Source organism: Gemmatimonas phototrophica (assembly GCF_000695095.2).
Classification (GTDB): Bacteria; Gemmatimonadota; Gemmatimonadetes; order Gemmatimonadales; family Gemmatimonadaceae; genus Gemmatimonas; species Gemmatimonas phototrophica.
This window is the reverse complement of record NZ_CP011454.1, coordinates 4467206-4483524: the sequence shown is the minus strand read 5'-3', so window position 1 is coordinate 4483524 and position 16319 is coordinate 4467206. Positions and strand designations below refer to the sequence as shown.

General features: G+C 64.5%; 14 protein-coding genes. 4 read left to right on the top strand and 10 right to left on the bottom strand.

Features of this window, described 5'->3' with window-relative positions:
* Positions 1–39: 39 nt before the first annotated feature.
* Both GEMMAAP_RS18875 and GEMMAAP_RS18870 read left to right on the top strand, forming a co-directional pair.
* Entirely contained in the window at positions 40–699 is a 660-nt protein-coding gene (locus GEMMAAP_RS18875; RefSeq protein ID WP_082821502.1) for a DUF3047 domain-containing protein, read from the top strand.
* Positions 700–760: 61 nt separating this feature from the next.
* Complete coding sequence (locus tag GEMMAAP_RS18870) at positions 761–3004, top strand: EAL domain-containing protein (RefSeq protein ID WP_053334602.1); 2244 nt, start codon at positions 761–763, stop codon at positions 3002–3004.
* A gap of 5 nt (positions 3005–3009) precedes the next feature.
* On the opposite strand, the gene GEMMAAP_RS18865 is transcribed toward GEMMAAP_RS18870, so the two are convergent.
* The 9 genes from GEMMAAP_RS18865 to GEMMAAP_RS18825 form a co-directional block, all read right to left on the bottom strand.
* Positions 3010–4407 (bottom strand): sensor histidine kinase, encoded by a 1398-nt coding sequence (locus GEMMAAP_RS18865; protein ID WP_082821501.1) that lies wholly within the window; start codon positions 4405–4407, stop codon positions 3010–3012.
* Positions 4407–5087, bottom strand: a complete 681-nt coding sequence (locus GEMMAAP_RS18860; RefSeq protein ID WP_026850967.1) for a response regulator transcription factor — start codon at positions 5085–5087, stop codon at positions 4407–4409. Before GEMMAAP_RS18860 ends, GEMMAAP_RS18865 begins: the two co-directional genes overlap by 1 nt.
* An 8-nt stretch (positions 5088–5095) precedes the next feature.
* A complete protein-coding gene (locus tag GEMMAAP_RS18855) occupies positions 5096–5839 on the bottom strand; it encodes a spondin domain-containing protein (protein WP_026850966.1) in 744 nt (247 codons plus the stop codon).
* Between the two features lie 158 nt (positions 5840–5997).
* Positions 5998–7551 (bottom strand): mercuric reductase, encoded by a 1554-nt coding sequence (locus tag GEMMAAP_RS18850; RefSeq protein WP_053334601.1) that lies wholly within the window; start codon positions 7549–7551, stop codon positions 5998–6000.
* Entirely contained in the window at positions 7551–8306 is a 756-nt protein-coding gene (locus GEMMAAP_RS18845) for a sterol desaturase family protein (protein WP_053334600.1), read from the bottom strand. Before GEMMAAP_RS18845 ends, GEMMAAP_RS18850 begins: the two co-directional genes overlap by 1 nt.
* Before the next feature lie 8 nt (positions 8307–8314).
* Positions 8315–8644 (bottom strand): zf-HC2 domain-containing protein, encoded by a 330-nt coding sequence (locus GEMMAAP_RS18840; protein WP_043581770.1) that lies wholly within the window; start codon positions 8642–8644, stop codon positions 8315–8317.
* A complete protein-coding gene (locus GEMMAAP_RS18835; RefSeq protein ID WP_053334599.1) occupies positions 8641–9225 on the bottom strand; it encodes a sigma-70 family RNA polymerase sigma factor in 585 nt (194 codons plus the stop codon). Before GEMMAAP_RS18835 ends, GEMMAAP_RS18840 begins: the two co-directional genes overlap by 4 nt.
* A complete protein-coding gene (locus GEMMAAP_RS18830) occupies positions 9222–9824 on the bottom strand; it encodes a CDP-alcohol phosphatidyltransferase family protein (RefSeq protein WP_053334598.1) in 603 nt (200 codons plus the stop codon). Before GEMMAAP_RS18830 ends, GEMMAAP_RS18835 begins: the two co-directional genes overlap by 4 nt.
* 9 nt (positions 9825–9833) lie before the next feature.
* Positions 9834–12593, bottom strand: a complete 2760-nt coding sequence (locus tag GEMMAAP_RS18825; protein WP_026850964.1) for a TonB-dependent receptor plug domain-containing protein — start codon at positions 12591–12593, stop codon at positions 9834–9836.
* Between the two features lie 97 nt (positions 12594–12690).
* Between GEMMAAP_RS18825 and GEMMAAP_RS18820 the strand changes: the two genes are divergently transcribed.
* Together GEMMAAP_RS18820 and GEMMAAP_RS20145 are read left to right on the top strand one after the other, a co-directional pair.
* Positions 12691–14085 (top strand): sodium:solute symporter family protein, encoded by a 1395-nt coding sequence (locus GEMMAAP_RS18820; protein WP_075071573.1) that lies wholly within the window; start codon positions 12691–12693, stop codon positions 14083–14085.
* The gene (locus GEMMAAP_RS20145; RefSeq protein ID WP_053334597.1) at positions 14082–15539 is read left to right on the top strand and encodes a DUF547 domain-containing protein; all 1458 of its coding nucleotides are present in this window, start codon (positions 14082–14084) and stop codon (positions 15537–15539) included. Before GEMMAAP_RS18820 ends, GEMMAAP_RS20145 begins: the two co-directional genes overlap by 4 nt.
* 20 nt (positions 15540–15559) lie before the next feature.
* Here GEMMAAP_RS20145 and GEMMAAP_RS18805 read toward each other — a convergent pair whose 3' ends face one another.
* Positions 15560–16204: a peroxiredoxin family protein gene (locus GEMMAAP_RS18805; RefSeq protein ID WP_026850960.1), complete on the bottom strand. Its 645-nt coding sequence runs from the start codon at positions 16202–16204 to the stop codon at positions 15560–15562.
* Positions 16205–16319 lie beyond the last annotated feature (115 nt).

The window sequence follows — 16319 nt, the reverse complement described above, 5'->3', positions numbered from 1 at the left end:
CGTCATCGCGGAACGGCTTGCCCATCCCATCCGCTCGCAATGACTCGGCTTCCCTTTGCCCTGGCGGTTTCAGTGGCGATGGCGGCGCATGGCGCCCAGCAGAACCCCGGAGAGCGTGACCTGCTCACGCTCTCCGCGGCAACCGCCAGCGACTCGCTCCCTCCCCTCTGGCAGCGGCGCGCGGTTCGAGGATCCACATCACCCACCTCCGCCATTCGTGAAGACGGGAGTGGTCGGTTTCTGTCCATCAATGGCGAGCGTCAGGCGGCGTGGTTTGCGCTCGACCTCAGGCGCCAGCCGCTCGCCCGCGGTGGCACGGCGCACCTGGAGTACCGCCTCCCCGTCGTCCCTGCCGGTAGCGACCTCACGGTACGCGACCAATCCGATGCGGCGTTGCGCCTGTACTTCGTGCTGGAAAGTCCGCGGCGACTGCTGCCCGGTACACGTCTGGTGATGTACTCAATGGGAACCGTGAACAGCGGTGTGCGCGTACAGCGCACAAACACCGTGTGTGACATTCGTGTGCCGCAATCCCGTACCCTGACGTGGCAGTCGTTCGTCGTATCACCAGCGAACGATGCGGCACGAGACTGTGGCTGGAACGAGGGTCGCATTCTCGCCGTGGGAATGATGCAGGACACCGATCAGACGGGAGCGCCAGCGGAAGCCCATATTCGTGCATTCGTCTGGCGCGAATAAGCAACACGACTGTCTACCGCTGCCTGACACGCGACCTCAAACGCACCTCAATGCCCGCAGCATGCTGAAGGCCTGGCTCGGCAGAACATCCCCATCGAATGACACGACCGGCGCGACCGTGTTGTGGACACGGACGCGCAATGCCCGTCCGGGGCTGCTGGCCTGGTGCATGGTCTTTGGCATTTCGTTCCTGTGCGTCGCCGCCACGTGGTCAGCCATCGAAGTGGGCCGTGATGACCGTGATATGCGCGAGGAAGCCCAGCTCGTTGGTGCACTTTGGGACTCAACCATCCTTGCCATTGAGAAGGATTTCTCCCGCCTCCTCGAGCGTACTCCGGCCAGCTGTGACGAGGCGACGATTCGGCGCATCGTCAGTGTGAGCTTCACCAGCGAGGTGGCTCGCGCCTACTTCCTGCGCCCGGCCGCCAGCGCCCCGTGGTGCGGACCGCTCGGGGTGCGGCGTCTGTATACGTTGCCGCCGCTCCCCAACGATGGAGACGTACTCCTGTACCTCGAGCCGTCCATCCGATCCCGTGGTCTGCGCACGCTCTCCACTCGGGGAGGCGCGGCCTTGGTGGCTGAACTCGATCCGAACGTGCTGTCGCGGCTTGCCCTTCCCGTGTCGGCCAATGCCAATCGATGGGACCGCCATGTCGGAACGGGACGAGGCACGCCCGTGCCATGGATGAATGTGCCACAACCGGCCGAACCAGCCGGCGCACTGTGGCAGCGCACGTCGTGGTCACCCGAGCGTCGCATAAGCCTGACGCAATCGATCACGGTCGATCACCTGTTGTTTCGCGTGCGGCGCAACCTCTTCGTGCTGCTGCTGCTGACCACCGCGCTCGCCATTGCCGCGATGAGCTGGATTCAAGGGCAGCTTCGCGATCGAGCGAACCCCCAGCGGCGGCTTGAAGTGGCACTCCGCAAGCGGCGTTTCGAGCCGTATGTACAACCGATCGTCGATACCCGAAGTGGGCGGTGCGTAGGCGGGGAAATTCTGATGCGCTGGGTGCATCCGGCTCGTGGCGTACTCCCGCCAATGGAGTTCATCGGTCTGGCCGAAGAGTCGCGCCTCATTGTCCCCATGTCCAACCTGGTCATGGCCAAGGCACGCGACCGGCTTGCCTCGATCATTGCAACGCACCGCGATCTGTACTTCTCCTTCAATATCACGCCGGCGCAGCTGCGTACTCCAGCCTTCGACGAAACGCTCGCCCGGATCTTTGACGCCGCATCGGTTCCCCGGCAGTATGTGCTGCTGGAGGTCACGGAGCGTGACGTGGTGGACGCCCGCTCCGAGGCGGTCTTGCATGCCCTGCGGGAGGCTGGCTACAAGTTGGCACTCGACGACTTTGGCACCGGGCAAAGCAGCCTCGCTTCCATCGAGCGTCTCACCATTGACCGACTCAAGATCGATCGGGAGTTCGTACGGCAGATCGATGCTTCCACGACTGAGCGGCCGGTACTGGACACGATCATCGCGCTGGCGCATACGCTGCAAATTCCCCTGATTGCCGAGGGGGTGGAGACCGATGCCCAATGGGACTACCTCGCAACGCGTGGCGTGCAATACGTGCAGGGCTATCTTGTAGCCCGGCCCATGGCGATCGAGGACTTTCGCCGCTGGATTGACGCCTACCATGCGGACATCGCGGAGCCCACCTCCTCCGGCGTGCCGACACCGCGTCGCTCGGCGCGCATCTCCGAGGGGCTCAAGCCACTGACCGAATCGCCCGGCGAAGGGCTTCCCCAGCTGACCAACGAGCAACTGCTCGACGAGATGCGCGGACTGGACGGCATCGAAGTGCGGGATCGCCATCATCATCTGCGTCGCTATCCGCAGTGCTTTGTTGCCGCGGATGCCGTGACGTGGATGGTCAACCGCTGGTCAGTGTCGCGAGCGGTCGCGGTGCGTCTTGGCGAACGGCTCACGGCGCTCGGATACATCGAGCATGTGGTGTCCGAGCACGACTTTGCCGACGCCTATCTCTTCTTTCGCTTTGTCGGAGCCGAACACGACGCCACGGCACACTCGAACGATGCTCTGCCGGAGCTTGACGCCGTCGCTCAACAGCTCCGTGAGCGCGAAGGGATTCTCATTGGCGGATGCCGTCGGTATGGGCTCTGGTACGAAAGCTGCTTCTCCGGACGAGCGCTGCATGAGTGGTTGCGTACCCGGTTCATGCTGACGGAGTCCGCCGCCGTGGGCGTGGCCAAGGCGTTGATGCTGCGTGGGGACGTGGTGCACGTCTTCGACGACCGCCCCTTTGAACCTACTGGCGAACTATATCGCCTGCGGTAGGGGGGCTAGGCGGTCGGGATTCGCACCGTAAAGCAACTGCCCTGACCGGCTTCGCTGGATACTGTGATCTCGCCACCGTGATGATCCACCAGCATGCGCACGATGGCCAATCCGAGACCGGCGCCACCAGAGGCGCGACTCCGAGACGATTCGGCGCGAAAGAAGCGTTCGAACAGCCGAGGAACGTGCGCGGGTGCGATGCCGATGCCGGTATCGGCAACATCCAACTCGATGCCCGTTGAGACCTGACGCCCCCGCAACGCAATGGTCCCCGCGTCGGTATATCGGGCCGCGTTCGAGGCCAGGTTGAGCAGAATCTGGCGCAGCTGACCCGCATCGCCGCGCACCTGCAGCGGTTCCTTGATGTCGGTCACGACTGCAATGGGGCGTTGCGCCACGAGGCCGGTGGTTACTTCTGCCACCTCGTGCACAATGGCGGCCACATCAACGTGTGACTCGGGCGTTTCGAGGTCATTGTTGTCGCCTCGCGCGAGGAGCAGGAGCTGCTCAACCAGACGGTGCATCCGTTCGGCTTCATCCGACATCAGCGCGACCGCCTCACGCATGTCCTGCGCGGAACGGGGACGGTCGAGCAGCCATTGCGCTTGCGCACGCACAAAGGTGAGGGGTGTCCGCAACTCGTGGCTTGCATCGGCGGTAAACGCTGCCAGAGCACGGTGGGCCTGATCCACCTGATCAATCAACCCGTTCACGGTGTCGGCAATCTCGGTCGTCTCGCGCCACCCGGTTGGTGTCGTGACGCGTTCCTGCAAGGCGGCGGGGGTAATGGCGGCAATCTCCGCCCGGAGTTGTTCCACCGGTGCCAGACTGTCCTGCACAAGTTGTCGCGTGGCGCGCCTCGCCACCAATACGCTGATTGGCAGCAGCACGACGGTGGCGACCAAGAGTCCGCCCACCGCAAAGAGATACGGCGTGCGATCGAGGGCAACAAAAATGTCGAAGGAGCCACGAGCGCGATGCAAAATGGCGAAGTTCAGCTGCCGACCGGCCAGTCCGGCCCGCAGCGCACCGGCGATCTCCTCGTTATCCGCGTTGGGGGAGATCCCGGCGATCTCCCTGGCCGGCATTTGCGGGGTCAGGAAGTAGGCGCGACGCTGGGCATTCCCGTCTGTCATGCGCCGCGTGATGAAAAACCGCGCGCCAACGCCGGCCAGCTGATCCACCAGCATGGCCGGCGCTACGGTGGTGGGCTCACCGGTGGGATCGGCGTACAAACCGAGCAACGACTCCACCACGTCTGCCGTGCGCTCCAGCGTCTGCCGAACCGACCACCAAGACACGGCGACGACCGCTGCCATCATGATTACGGCGAAGCCACCAAGCGAACGCCACAGCACACCACTGGTGTGCCTGGTAAGAACATGCGGAAGACTACGCTCCATCAGGCTTCCTCGAGTCGATACCCGACTCCACGCACTGTGACAATCTCCGTGCCGTCGGCAAGAACGCCGAGCTTCTTTCGGAGGTAGTTGATATACACGTCCACCACATTGGTTTCACTGTCGAACTGATAGTGCCATACCGATTCGGCAATTCGCGAGCGAGACAGTGTGCGACCACGGTGTTCGGCCATGAACACCAGCAGTTCGTATTCACGTGGCGTGAGGTCGAGAACCCGTCCGTGCACGGTGACGCGGCGCTTGACCCGATCGACGCAGATGGGACCGACGGTCAGGAGCTGTTCGGCGGGCACCATGCGCGCCCGACGAATGAGCGCTTGAATACGCGCCAGCAGTTCGGCGAGATCAAAGGGCTTGGGCAGATAATCATCGGCACCAGACTCGAGCCCGCGAACGCGTTCACCCGGTTCGCCCCGTGCCGTCAGCATGAGGACGGGCGAATACAGGCCCTTGCGGCGCAACTCCCGCACAAAGGAGAGCCCATCGAGTCCGGGCAACATGCGGTCGAGCACGATGCAATCATAGGCCGACGCCTCGGCCATGGGGAACCCCTCGTCTCCCGTTGCGGCAACGTCCACAACGTACCCTTCCTCTCGCAGCGCCTTCCGCAGGAATCCGCGCAAGTTGCGATCGTCTTCGACGAGGAGTACCCGGCTGGCCATATCGAAACTTAACGGATGCGACGAATGGAGACGCTGGCAACGGGGCCGGTCCACGCATGCGCGGCCGTCAGGTCACCAATGCCGCCCGCGACGCCGGGATGCATGCGCACGACGCCACCTTCTGCGGTGCGGTTCCCACCACCACCCGCGAGCACCACCGGACCGATACCGAAGCAGGGTGGGACAATGGACCCGGCTTTCTCGTCGTTCACCTCGGTCCCCGAATCGTAGGCCGCCGCGTACACCATGGTTGTGGTGGCGCCGTGCGGCAAACGGATGGCGTTGACGCCGCCGAATCCGTCGTTGGTGCAGATCAACATGGTGGCAAAGGAGAAGTAGTTCGCGTTTGCCGCCGCCTCGATCTCAAAGCGGAGGGTGCTGGGGAACGGCATGCCACCAATGCGTCCAATGGGCGCCCCAGTCGTAACGACCTGAAAGACGCCGGCGCGTCCCTGCAGCTCTGCGGCGGACACGCCGGGGTTGCCATCTTCCGCGATCGCCTGAATGCCGAGGCTGGCCGCTGTACCGGCGGAGAACAGTCGGAAGTCGCGCGTGTGCGTCACTGCAACCGCCGGCGAGAGTGGCTGGCCAGTGGTGAGGTTGGTCACCGTGACTTCGTACCGGTGCGTTGCGGCCGCATTCGGGCTGGCAGCGAGCACGGGCTCGCTGACGGGAGCGACCGATGTGGTCGATTCACAGGCGGCCAGGAGGATCGCCGACAGCGCGAGCAGGGATGTGGCGGAACGTGACATGGAGTGGCTCCAGAGCAATGGTGGCATCACCAACCCATCCGGTGGAGGTGACACGGGTAGTCTGCTCGCCGCCACGCGCTCGCCCCGCTGCATTAGACCTTTCTCACCGTTCGCTCATCGAAACTGCTCCCGTCCGGTTGAGCGTTCTGCGCGATCCGTTAGCCAACAAGCCGAAACCACCAGGCAAACAGCCGACCGACCCGGGGGGTGAATGACTGTTTGCGCCAGGCATCCGCTGCACGACGGAACAGCTCCGCCTGCGTGGGATACGCATGGATGGTCTTGCCGATGGCGCCAAGACCCAGGCGATGGGTGATGGCCACCGTCATCTCCCCGATCATCTCCCCCGCATGTGACGCGACCAGCGTTGCCCCGAGAATCCGGTCGCTCCCGGCGGCCAGGTGCACCTTGAGAAAGCCATGCGCGTCGCCGTCGAGTCGCGCGCGGTCGTTGTCATCCAGGTTGACCCGAATGGTTTCAACAGCCTGACCAGCAGCAGCGGCCTCATCGACGGTCATGCCCACATGCGCAACTTCGGGATCGGTATACGTCACGCGAGGCACGACCAGCGTGCTGGCCCGCCCGCCACCCATGCCGAAGAAGAGCGCATTGGCAACCACCAGCCGTGCTTGCGCATCGGCAACGTGCGTGAACTGCAGCTTCGAGGACACGTCACCAATGGCATACACGCGCCGGTTCGTCGTGCGCAGCTGATCGTTCACGGTTACGCCCTGCGGGGTGTACTGCACCTGAGCGGCTTCGAGGCCCAGTCCCTCAACATTGGGTGTGCGCCCGGTGGCAACGAGCAGACGGTCAGCCTCAATGCGTGAGCCCTCACCGTTCCCTGCGAGGTGCACCGTAAACTGTGACCCGTTGTGCGTGATGCGTTCAATCCTGGCCTCGTTCACCAGCTGCACGCCGTCTGCCGCCAGCGAGGCGGCGACGATTGCGGCGGCATCACGGTCTTCACGGGGGAGCAGGTGCGCATGCGTATGCACGATGGTCACCTGGCTCCCGAAGCGCGCAAACGACTGCGCCAGTTCAACGCCAATAGGCCCACCGCCCACAACAACCAGGCGACCTGGCCGCTCAGTCACGGAAAAGATGGACTCGTTGGTGTCGTATGGCGTATCCGACAGTCCGGGAATGGGTGGACGTGCTGCTCGTGCACCGGTGGCGATGATGGCCCGCCGAAATCGAAGCGTGGCCGCTCCCACCTGGATTGTTTCGGGGCTGGTAAACGTCGCCTCGCCGAGGAACACGTCGATCCCCAACGAACGAAAGCGCTCAACCCCGTCCACGTGACTGATTGCGGCGCGCAGCTGACGCAGTCGCGCCATGACCGCCCCAAAATCTCCGTCCCCACTCACCTGCGGTCCGCCAAATTCCGCCGCGGCCCGTCGTGCGTCATGCCAGGCGCGGGCCGCGCGGATGACCGCCTTGGACGGTACGCAGCCAAAGTTGAGGCAATCGCCACCAAACAGATGCCGCTCGACCAACGCGACCCGTGCTCCGAGACCGGCGGCAATGGCGGCACTTACCAGTCCGGCCGTACCAGCCCCGACAACCACCAGGTGGTAGCGATCTTTGGGAACGGGCGGTAGCCAGCCCTTGGGCGCTACGGTGCGCACCAGTTGCGCATTGGCCGCATCAAACGGCCGGAGTGCTATATCGGACGGCCAGTCACCTGGCGCGCTGTCGTGCGGCAACATCAGGAATGCTCCTCGACGCCAAACACCACCTGTGCCAGGTGCGGCGAGACGGTAAGCGTGCGTGCCGCACGATCCCACCAGGTCAGCACCGAGCTGAAATTGGCGTTCTGCTCATCGACACGGACGGAATGATGCACCTTGTGCAAGTGCGGCGTGACAATGACCGCCCGGAGTACACGGTCGATGGACTCGGGCAGCGCGATGTTGGCGTGATGGAACTGCACCACCGTAAAGAGAATGGTCTCGTAGACGGCGAGCTGCAGAACGCTGGCACCAACCAGCGCCAGCACCGGAATGCGAAAAATCGAGGAGAGCACGATTTCCCCGAGATGAAAGCGACTGGCCGTTGTCACATCCATCTGTGCATCCGAATGGTGGAGACGGTGAAAGCGCCAGAAGATGGGAACCGTATGGTTGAGTCGATGCCAGGTGTAGGTCCACGCATCGAGCAACAGCAGCACGACCACCCACTGTACCCACGCCGGGCCCCCGATCCACACGCGCACACCGAAGGCCTGCGTCTCACTCCATGTTGACACCGCTGCCCATGCGCCGAGGAAGCCGAAGCGCACCACCAGGCCATTCAGCACACCGAGCGCAACATTGGCGGCACCGTGTTGTACGCGCATCAGCGCGGCCCGCTCCCCGCGAAACAGTGGCAGGAACGGGTGTACGGACTCCCAGAGCACCAGAAGCGCGAGTACCGTGAGCGCGATGGGTAGCCGGGCGGCCATGACCGTGTTGGCATCAGCCACTGTGCAGCCTACCCGATCGAGCGATCAGCGTTGCGCAAGGCAGCGCGAATACGGTCACGCAGGGCATCGGTATCACCGGCGTCCTCGCGCGCACCGACGACGGCGCGCTCGAACGCCCGCCGGAACTCCGCCTGAGGACGACACTTCTGACATTGCTCCAAATGCCCATGGATGGCCTGCATGGTGTCTGGCGTCAGTTGCTGATCGAGATAGTCCCACAACTGCCGCATGACCGCCTCGCAGTCGAGCATGGCGTCCATGCCGTTCATGCCATTCATGCCGTTCATCGCGCCCATGGAGTTGCCGGCGCCCGGGTCGTTGGACATGGAAGGACTCATACCCGGCGAGCCTCCTGTGGTGTGGAACGACCCGTAATGCCGAGATCTTCCGCGTAGGCGGTCAATTGCTCCTGCAGCAGTCGGCGGGCCCGAAACAGCCGGGAGCGTACCGTGCCGACCGGGATGCCGAGAATCTGCGCGACCGAGTCGTACGGCTGATCGTGCCAATCCACCAGAATGGCGACCTCGCGATACACCTCCGGCAGGGCATACATGCTCGCGCGTACAGCGTCACGCATGTCCTGTCGTTCCAACTCGTCGGCCAGTGTGCTTCCGTGCTGGATGGTGTACGCGGCGGCGGCGAGTGACTCCAGCTCGGGCGCGTCCGTGGCCACCTGGCGTTCCGCCCGTTCCGTAATCCGGTAGAACCGATGCCGGGCGATGGTGAACAGCCACGCCTTGGTGTCGGTCCCCGGTTGAAGCTGATGCCACGCCTTCTGCGCGGTCAGATATGTGTCCTGCACGAGATCCTCCGCTTCGCTGCGATCGCGCGTGAGCGACAACGCAAAACGCATGACATCAGATAGCCAGTGCATGGCTTCTTCGTCGAAGGGGAGGCGAACACCCGATTCCTCAGTCATGGGCGCAAAATACGGTGCGCCAGCCGTGTTCGCTGCACGAACGTTGCGAACAGAAGCACCACCCACACCACGAGTATGGCGCGGCTGTAGACCGGCACTAGCGCCACGGCGGCGTACACCACAGTCGTTTCGCCAGCCTCCGCAATACCCGGCGTAAATTGGATGGAGCGGTTGCCCCCCAGCTGCCGGTCGGCTCGCTCGGCCAGCGACGAGAGCGCCAGCGTGGTGGTGATGGCCAGAATGTAGCCGGCGAGTACCAGCAGCCAGAGCATGCGGTCGTCGGGCATGGCATACGCAAATCCGCACGCCATGGCGGCATACGCCAGCATATCCAGCGTGAGATCGAGATAGCCACCAAAGAGCGAGCTGGCGTTGGTATGACGCGCCAGCATGCCGTCGTACCCGTCGGCCAGACGACTGACCAGCCAGACGAGCACCCCCGGCACCAGCGCGCCGCGCGCGACCAGAGCGGTCGCGGCCAGGGCCAGTACGATTCCGGTCCACGAGAGCGCACCTGGCGTGATGCCGAGGCGGTGGAGCAGGGGTACTGGCGCGGCCGCATAGCGCGCCAGCCACCGCCGGAATGGCTCGTCGATCATGCACGGAGGTCAGGGAGTGAGCGTGCTGGTGCTGCTGCCAAATGCGTAGCGCAGCGACAGCTGAAACTGTCGTGGTGGCGCCGCGGCGTACAGGTTGATGGGACTGCCCGGCCGGCCAAACTGTGTGCGGCTGCCACCACCACCTGTGCCGTTCGCGTAGCCGCCCCACACGAGCGAGTTGAGGGCGTTGAAGATATCGAGACGCGCCTCGAGTCCGGGCGCTCGCGAGCGTAACGGTCGCACGATGGTGCTCAATCCCAGCGTCACGCTCCCCGGCAACCGCTCCGCGTTGCGGGCCACACCGGGAAAGCGATCACCGTTGCCAATGAAGCCATTGCCGCGGATGGGACCGCTGCCCAGCAGATCGAATCGCGTGATGCTGCCGTTGGCATCAACACTTCCGGCCAGGCGATTGACGGGGACGCCGGTTTGCGCGTCGGCCACAACGCCGAACGACACGCTGCGGTGTGGCGCAATGGTGGTGCGCACGGTCACGCGGTGTCGACGATCGTTGTTGGCGTCGGCCCATTCGTTGCTCGTGCAGGCCGCGCCGGTCACCGCGTCGATCTGATTGCGCGAGAAGCAGTTTCCCTGCGTGGCGGAGAAGTTGATGTCTTCGGTATTGTTCTCGGCGCGCGACCATACCCAGTTGCCATCGACCGTCCAGCGGTCGGAGAGGGCCCGTCGCACGGCAACGTAGAGCGCTCGATAACGTGCCTCCCCACCCGACTGCGCGGTACTTACGCGCCGAAACCCGGTGGCTGCAGGCGACGCGGGCCGACTCGCATCGCCGGGGCAGCTGAAGGCACTGGCACAGACGACAGGTGTGGTATCGCCCGGTGTGAGACGTGTACCAATGGGATTGAGGTCGGCAAGCCAGGGCAGATTGCGCGTCTCGCTCCAGATCACATCGGCGCTCACCGACCAGCGGCTGCCAATGATGCGCTGATAACCGACCGTGGACTGCCAGCTCATGGGTTGTTCAAGGCCCAGGGCAAAGGTCCGGAAGACTTCGCGCGGCACCGATTGAATTTCCGACGCATCAATCTGCGAGGGCAACTTGCCCGCCCCAAACGTCGGGGCCGACGTGCCTTCGTACGTGAGTACGGCATTTCCGGCGGCGCCCAGCTGAATGGCATCGGAGTAGATGGCATACGGGAAGCGCCCGGCATAGCGACCAACGCTGGCCCGCACCACATCGCGCGCGCTCCGCAGCCACGTGGCCGAGACTCGCGGCTGAATGTTGTCGAGATCGGGAGCACTCTCGCCCCGCGACGTGAGGTCGTCGTAGTCCCAGCGCAGCCCGGTCGTAAGACGCACGCGTGAGGTTGGCGTCCACACGTCTTCAAGGAATGCGCCATACGTCGTCTGCGTGAGATTCACTTGCTGCGGACGCGCGTCAATGGTATACGACAGCACACGGGCCGTTGAGGGCACATCGCGAATGGAGAGTGTGCGACCGACGGGCGCATTGATGTTGCCCTCGTTGACCACGGTGTACGAGCCATTCGGATTCGTACTCGCGGCGGCCAATGCAAACCGGGCGTGAATGACATCGGCACCGGCGCGCAGCCGGTGCGTGGTCGAGAGCTCACGCTCAAACAGGTCGCGCAGCTGGAACTGCTTTTCGCGTTCGTCGAAGACGAAGTTGCTGGATCCAACCACCGCCTGCACAGCGCGGTCAGGCGCGACAATGGTGACCTGCGGCTGCGAGAAATCGCTGCGGACCGGGGGAAAGTACCAGTGGTAGGTGCCGTACTGGAACGACGCCGTGTTCGACGCCCGTCCGCCAGACAGCGTGGAGCGATGGGTCAGGGCGCTGAGCGTGCCGATGCGTCGGGTGCTGATGTCAGCCTCCGGCGTAACGACCCCACTGCCGTTGCCGGCCCGATCCACGCCACTGCCGGCAAAGCGCAGCGTGGTGGTTTGTGTTGGCGACCAGCCGCGATCGAGTCGCAGATAGCCCTTTACTGTCTGGCGACGTTCGGTGCCCAGAAATTGCGCGAGCGCGGTGGAGCCGATCCGGTCTTCCTGCTCGTTGGTGTACTCCAGCGCCGTGGCGGCCAGGGTGCGCCCATTGTGCGCAGCGGTGCGGTAGGAGCCACCAGCTTGCAGCCGCTCAAAGCCTTCCTGTCGACGATTGAGCGCCTGCGGAACGGCGCCAAAGGTCACGGGAAGGCGGGCGTCGAGGGGACGACCGGGCCGCTGGTAGAGGAACACGTCGCCGCCCCGCGTACTGCTGCCGGGGAGTGATGTCACATTGACCACGCCGTCGGGGCTCCGGCCAAACTCCGCCGTGTACCCGTTTACCAGGGCGTCCATTCGGGCAATGGCGCCCAGCGGCACCTCCACGCGCGGCCCACCGAGGAACCCTTCGTTATTGTCGAGCCCATCCAGCAGGTACTGCGAGTAGAGGGCATTGCCGCCATTAAAGGAAAGGCGCGGGGCATCGCCAAAGAAGCCGGTTGCCTGGGTAATGCCGGGAATGTTGTACAGGAGGCTGATGGGGTCGCGCGCGTCCGTTGGCAGCGCGGTGAGCTCCCGTGCCTCAATGGCTCCGCCCAGTCCCGCTGCCCGCTGATCGAGCAACGCGCGGGGCTTGTTGGCGGTCACGCGCACCGAGTCGAGCAAGGGGCGCGCTTTGCTGACCGAGTCACGCGCCACCGAGTCGGGGCGCACCTGAGCGTGGGCCGTCGCGGTACCGGCGACAACCGTTACGACGAGGAGTACCCGCTGCAAGGTGCGGGGGGTGAAACTATTCATGGACATGCCGTCTTGCTGATGTACGAGGAACCGCCGACCGGGTCAGTAAGACGGGACCTGGCGCGTAAGTTCCCACCCACCGCTGACTCTCATTCCCTGCTGCATGCCTGCTGTGCTGGACGTGTTCGCGTTCCTTGGATTGGTCACCACGCTGGCCGTCGTGGGCTGGCGGCGTACCACGTCCTCCTCGTCGTTTACCGTGGCATCGCGCGACCTTGGGCTGCTGCCGCTGGTGGCCACCCTGGTGATGACAGAGTTCAATACCAGCACGCTCATGGCCTTTGCCGCTGCCGGGTACGCGGCTGGTCCGGTGGCGCTCATGCTGCCGGCCGTCTTTCTGGTTGGGCTCGTGTTCTACACACTCACCGTCGCACGCGCCTGGAAAACATTCGACCGCTTGTCGGTGGCCGAGCTTTTCGCGGAACGGTATTCTCCCGCCGTGGGCCGGACGGCGTCGGCGCTGCTGTTGCTTGCCATGACCGGTTTCACGGCCACGTATGTCAAGTCGCTCGCGCTGCTGTTTGCACCGCTCGCGCCAGCCGCGGTCCCCTTGCCGTTACTCGCTCTGGTGCTCACACTCGTGGTGCTAGCCGCCGTACTCCCGGGCGGGTTGCTCTCGGTGGTGCGGGCAGATCTCGTGGGGTTTGTGGCCACGATCGTCTTGCTGCCGCTGCTGCTCTGGTTTGGTGTGCAGGCCGCTGCCGCCAAGGGCGGATTGGCGAGCGTGTTTACGCAGGCACAGCGGTCGTTTGATCCGGCGGTGCAGTGGAACGACCCGGCGCTGTCGCTGCGCTTCGTGCTCACACTCGTGGTGCTCACCTGCTTCACGTACATCGCGGCCCCCTGGTACGGGCAAAAAATTTTCGCGGCGCGCAGTCCGCGGGTCGCAGTGCGTGCGGTGGCAATCAGCGCCGTACTCGTGTTCGTCTTGTACGGCGTGGTGGTGCTGGCGGCGGCGCATTTGCGCGTGGATCAGCCCAATCTGCCAGATGCGCAGCTGGCCGTTCCCACCATGATGTTACGCTGGTTTCCCGCGGGGGTTCGCGGGCTGGGACTGGCCGTGCTCTTTGGCGCTGCGCTGACGACACTCGCTGGTGTGTGGAGCGCCATGGCTACCATGCTTGCCACCGACTTCGGGTCGCAGTCGTGGCGCACGGTACGCGCACAGCGCGGGCTGCTGGTGGTGCTGGCGCTCACCAGTTGGCTGGGCGCCACGTTTCTGGTGGATCGCATTCTCGACCGGCTCATTCTCGCCAACATCCCCATTGCCGCGCTCTCCTTCGCGCTGTTGGCGGGCTTTCACTGGCCGCGCGCCAATACGACGGCCGCATGGGCCAGCATGACGGTGGGCGTCCTGTGGGGGACCGGCTGCTATCTCGTCGTGGGTGAGGCGGGTGGCTACACATGGCCGTGGGCGATCTACGGCATTCCTCTCATCTTCCTTACCGGCGCTGCCGTGACGTTGCTCACGACGCGTCCTCTCCCGCGATCGATATGACCAGTTCCATCCTGCGCAGCGCCTGGTTTCGTCTGGCGCTCTTCGTGCTGGTTCTGTTGGGTGCCTGGTTCACGGCCCGCTCAACGGGTGTATTGGCCCAACTGCAGATCGAACGGCTCCCCGGGCTCGTGCGCGAGGTGCGGCAGTTCGCGTGGGCGGCGCCTGCCTTCGTGGCCACGTACGCGATTGCCTCAAGTGTGGGCTTGCCGGCAACACCGTTGACGCTGATGGGCGGCGCGGTGTTCGGGCCGTGGTTCGGCTCGTTGTTCAACTGGATAGGCGCGACGCTCGGGGCAACGGGTGCCTATCTGCTCGCCCGCGCTCTTGGACGCGAGGCGGTGCGGTCGTTGCTGGGCGCGCGCGCGGCGGCACTCGACAGCTTTGCGGGAGAACAGGCGTTTGGCGCCCTGCTCCGCCTGCGGCTCCTGCCAATCATTCCATTCAACGGCATCAATTTCGGGGCCGGACTGGCCGGGGTGCGCCCCGGTTCTTACGTGCTGGCGACGGCTCTTGGCATCATTCCCGGTACCATGGTCTATACCTATTTTGCCGACGCGCTGCTGGCCGGAGTTGACGGCGCACGCGAAGCGGCGCTGCTGCGTGTCGCCGTTGCCGGCGGGCTGCTGGTCGCACTCTCCTTCCTGCCGGCGCTTGCCAAACGCGTCGGGTGGTTATCCGCGGCCGCGCTCCTTGGCGTTGCGTCGCCCTTACCTGATACGCTGCAGGCACAGGGCGGAGCGCCGGCGCCCGGGGAGGTGGTGGATCATGTCCCCTTCGACCGCATGCTGCAGGCCTGGGTAACCGACGGCATGGTGGACTATGATGCCTTTGCGCGATCGCCCGAGTTCACACGGTATCTCGCGTCGCTCGCCGCCGCACACCCTGAACGCATGGCGCGCGCCGATCAACTCGCCTTCTGGATCAATACCTACAACGCCTACACGATTGCGCTGATCAACAGTCGCAAGGAACGACGTTCCATTCGCGACATCAACAAGCGCTTCGGGGTGACGTTCAAGAGTCCCTGGGCGGAACCCATTGTAAAAGCCGGTGGTCGCACCCTGACGCTGGACGACGTGGAGCACAACATCATCCGCCCCACGTATCGTGATCCACGCATTCACGTGGCCCTCGTGTGTGCCGCCAAGGGGTGTCCGCCGCTGCGCACGGAAGCATATGTCGGCAGTCGAATTGACGCGCAGCTTGATGAGCAGGCGCGCCGCTTTCTTGCGCAGACGACGAAGAACCGGGTGGATGTGCCGGCGCGCACCGTGTACGGCTCGCCCATCTTCACCTGGTACCGTGACGACTTTGGCGGTACGCTTGCCGGTGTGGGGGCCTTCTGGGCGCGCTACCTACCCGAAGGCACCGCGCGCGATCTGTTGCGCAGCGGTGCCTTTACCTGGGTCGATACGAAGTACGACTGGACATTGAATCTTCGCGCGGCCAGGTAGAGCGGCCGCGCGATGCCGACTCAGCGGGCGCGAAGCGCCTGCACCGCGGTGAGGACCGCCGCGTTGGTGGGGCGAATTTTGTAATCGGTCTGCAGGTCGCGCCAGCGCACGACGCCCTTCTTGTCAATCACGTACGTGGCCGGATGCGGAATGCCACGCCGTGTGCCGGCCGGGTTCAAGATACCGTAGCGCGCGATGACGGTATGGTCGGGGTCGGAAAGAAAGGTAAAGTCCGGTTTCGTGCCGTCGGCCGCAATGCGGTCGATGGCCTTCTGGGTACCGGCGTCATCGTCGACCGACACGACCAGCAGCTCCGTGTCCTTCTTGAGTTCGTTGGTGAGCAACGTACGCATCTCCTTGAGCTGCGCGACGCAATACGGGCACCAGAAGCCACGATAGAACACCAGCACCACGTTCTTCGCCCCGCGCAGTGACGACAGCGTCACCGTGCCACCGCCAAACTTGCCGAGGGCGAAGTCGGGGGCCGTTGAGCCCACTACGATCCGTTCGATGTCGGTGGGGGCCAACTCCTTCCCATCCACGGGGCCGAGCATCGCGGCCTGCGCGTGGGCGGTGCCGGTGGGAGTGGCAACGGCGGCGGCAAGAGCGAGGGGGAGCACCAGGCGCCACAGCGGGCGCGGGGAACGGCGGGGGTCCAATGACATATTCACCTGGGGCAAGGGAAAGGGGCACGAGTGAGTTAGACAATGCACACGGATTTGGTTCCCGCGGAACTTTTGCAGGCGGTTCGGTCTCTTTCCTTGCAATGGCCCCGCTGCA

What these genes read in the sequence shown, in the direction of transcription:
- GEMMAAP_RS18875 (WP_082821502.1), top strand. Translation starts at nt 40, where the DNA reads ATGACTCGGCTTCCCTTTGCCCTGGCGGTTTCAGTGGCGATGGCGGCG.
- GEMMAAP_RS18870 (WP_053334602.1), top strand. Translation starts at nt 761, where the DNA reads ATGCTGAAGGCCTGGCTCGGCAGAACATCCCCATCGAATGACACGACC.
- GEMMAAP_RS18865 (WP_082821501.1), bottom strand. Translation starts at nt 4,407, where the DNA reads ATGGAGCGTAGTCTTCCGCATGTTCTTACCAGGCACACCAGTGGTGTG.
- GEMMAAP_RS18860 (WP_026850967.1), bottom strand. Translation starts at nt 5,087, where the DNA reads ATGGCCAGCCGGGTACTCCTCGTCGAAGACGATCGCAACTTGCGCGGA.
- GEMMAAP_RS18855 (WP_026850966.1), bottom strand. Translation starts at nt 5,839, where the DNA reads ATGTCACGTTCCGCCACATCCCTGCTCGCGCTGTCGGCGATCCTCCTG.
- GEMMAAP_RS18850 (WP_053334601.1), bottom strand. Translation starts at nt 7,551, where the DNA reads ATGTTGCCGCACGACAGCGCGCCAGGTGACTGGCCGTCCGATATAGCA.
- GEMMAAP_RS18840 (WP_043581770.1), bottom strand. Translation starts at nt 8,644, where the DNA reads ATGAGTCCTTCCATGTCCAACGACCCGGGCGCCGGCAACTCCATGGGC.
- GEMMAAP_RS18835 (WP_053334599.1), bottom strand. Translation starts at nt 9,225, where the DNA reads ATGACTGAGGAATCGGGTGTTCGCCTCCCCTTCGACGAAGAAGCCATG.
- GEMMAAP_RS18830 (WP_053334598.1), bottom strand. Translation starts at nt 9,824, where the DNA reads ATGATCGACGAGCCATTCCGGCGGTGGCTGGCGCGCTATGCGGCCGCG.
- GEMMAAP_RS18825 (WP_026850964.1), bottom strand. Translation starts at nt 12,593, where the DNA reads ATGTCCATGAATAGTTTCACCCCCCGCACCTTGCAGCGGGTACTCCTC.
- GEMMAAP_RS18820 (WP_075071573.1), top strand. Translation starts at nt 12,691, where the DNA reads ATGCCTGCTGTGCTGGACGTGTTCGCGTTCCTTGGATTGGTCACCACG.
- GEMMAAP_RS20145 (WP_053334597.1), top strand. Translation starts at nt 14,082, where the DNA reads ATGACCAGTTCCATCCTGCGCAGCGCCTGGTTTCGTCTGGCGCTCTTC.
- GEMMAAP_RS18805 (WP_026850960.1), bottom strand. Translation starts at nt 16,204, where the DNA reads ATGTCATTGGACCCCCGCCGTTCCCCGCGCCCGCTGTGGCGCCTGGTG.